The following is a 1,422-nucleotide window of genomic DNA, read 5'->3' as shown; positions in this document are numbered from 1 at the left end:
CGGTCCGTATCGCTCCCGCTTCTTGCTGGGTCCCGTAGGCGGACCTCCGGTTGGGTTTCGTGGGTGTGGACCCCGCCTGCCAGATATGATTGGCTCCGCCCAGGCCATACGGGAGGGAGTCACCACTCTGGGCCACCACTATTGGGTGAAACAGATTATGCAGCACTCGTTTCCCCTGTTCTCCGATAGAATGAAGGTATGTCCAACGCAGCCACCATGTGGCAGATCAGCGACGCTGACCTGATCGATGCCGCCACGGCTGCGGAAACCCGACTCCGGCAAGCATACGCCGAATCCGTCCACCTGCTGTCTGAATTGGATAATCGCGGGGTTGCCACCAAAATCGGCTACTCCAACACCCCCGCACTACTGATGCACACCCTGCGCATCAGCCGCACCGACGCCCGACACCGCCTCGCCCAAGCCAACGACCTCCACCCCACAACGACACCCACCGGATCGGTGATCGACCCGGTGCTGCCGCAGACCGGCGCCGCGCTCGCGCGCGGCGAAGTCGGGTCCGAACACGTGGACGTCATCCGCAAGACCCTGGCCGACCTACCGCACCTGGACGCCGAGCAGCGGGCCACCGCCGAACAGGTCATGCTGGATCGGGCCGCCGAAGACGACCCGAAAGCCCTGACCCGATTCGCCACCCGAGTCCGCGACATCGTCGACCCCGACGGCCCACCACCCACCGACGATGAACCGCAACGACCAGCACGGACGTTGCGTAGGCACCTCCGCCGCGACGGGACCCTGGAATTCACGGGTCACCTCGACCTCGAAGCAGCGCAACTCTTCGAAAACCTCCTGAAACCCTTCGAGAAGCCGCACCCGGAAGGCAACGACACCCGGGGCTACGCCGAACGGGCCGGTGATGCCTTCGCCGACGTGCTGAAGATGGCCGCCCACAGCCCCGACCTACCCACCCACAACGGACTCCGCACCGAAGTCGCGGTCACCATCACCTACAAGGAACTACAGGACGCCCTCGACAACGCGGTCCTCACCGACAACACCTCGCTCACCGCCCGCGACGCCCGCCGCCTCGCCTGCGACGCCAGGATCATCCCCGCCGTCCTCGGCACCCACTCCCAACCCCTCGACGTCGCAGTCCCCGCCTACACCACCCCAGCCCACATCCGCCGCGCACTAGTCCTCCGCGACCGAGGATGCGCCTTCCCCGCATGCGACCGACCCGCCAACGTATGCGACTCACACCACGTCCTCGAATGGCGAAAAGGCGGCCCGACCAAGCTACAAAATCTAGCGCTCCTCTGCACTCATCACCACCGATTGATCCACCACAGTGACTGGCAAGCCGAAATGGTCAACGGCAGACCCCAATTCATTCCCCCACCATATGTGGACCCGTCACGCACACCCAGACGCAACCACATCCACGGCCCCCTCCCGAGC

At 65.0% G+C, this 1,422-nt stretch carries 1 protein-coding gene; it reads left to right on the top strand.

Annotated features, from left to right (window positions below; genetic code table 11):
• Nucleotides 1-198: 198 nt before the first annotated feature.
• A partial coding sequence (locus EV192_RS53530; RefSeq protein WP_132126540.1) for an HNH endonuclease signature motif containing protein occupies nt 199-1,422 on the top strand: 1,224 nt, incomplete at its 3' end.

Origin of the sequence: Actinocrispum wychmicini (assembly GCF_004345645.1) — a bacterium.
Classification (GTDB): domain Bacteria; phylum Actinomycetota; class Actinomycetes; order Mycobacteriales; family Pseudonocardiaceae; genus Kibdelosporangium; species Kibdelosporangium wychmicini.
Note: the sequence above shows the minus strand (reverse complement) of the source record. Positions and strands in the feature narration are given on the sequence as shown.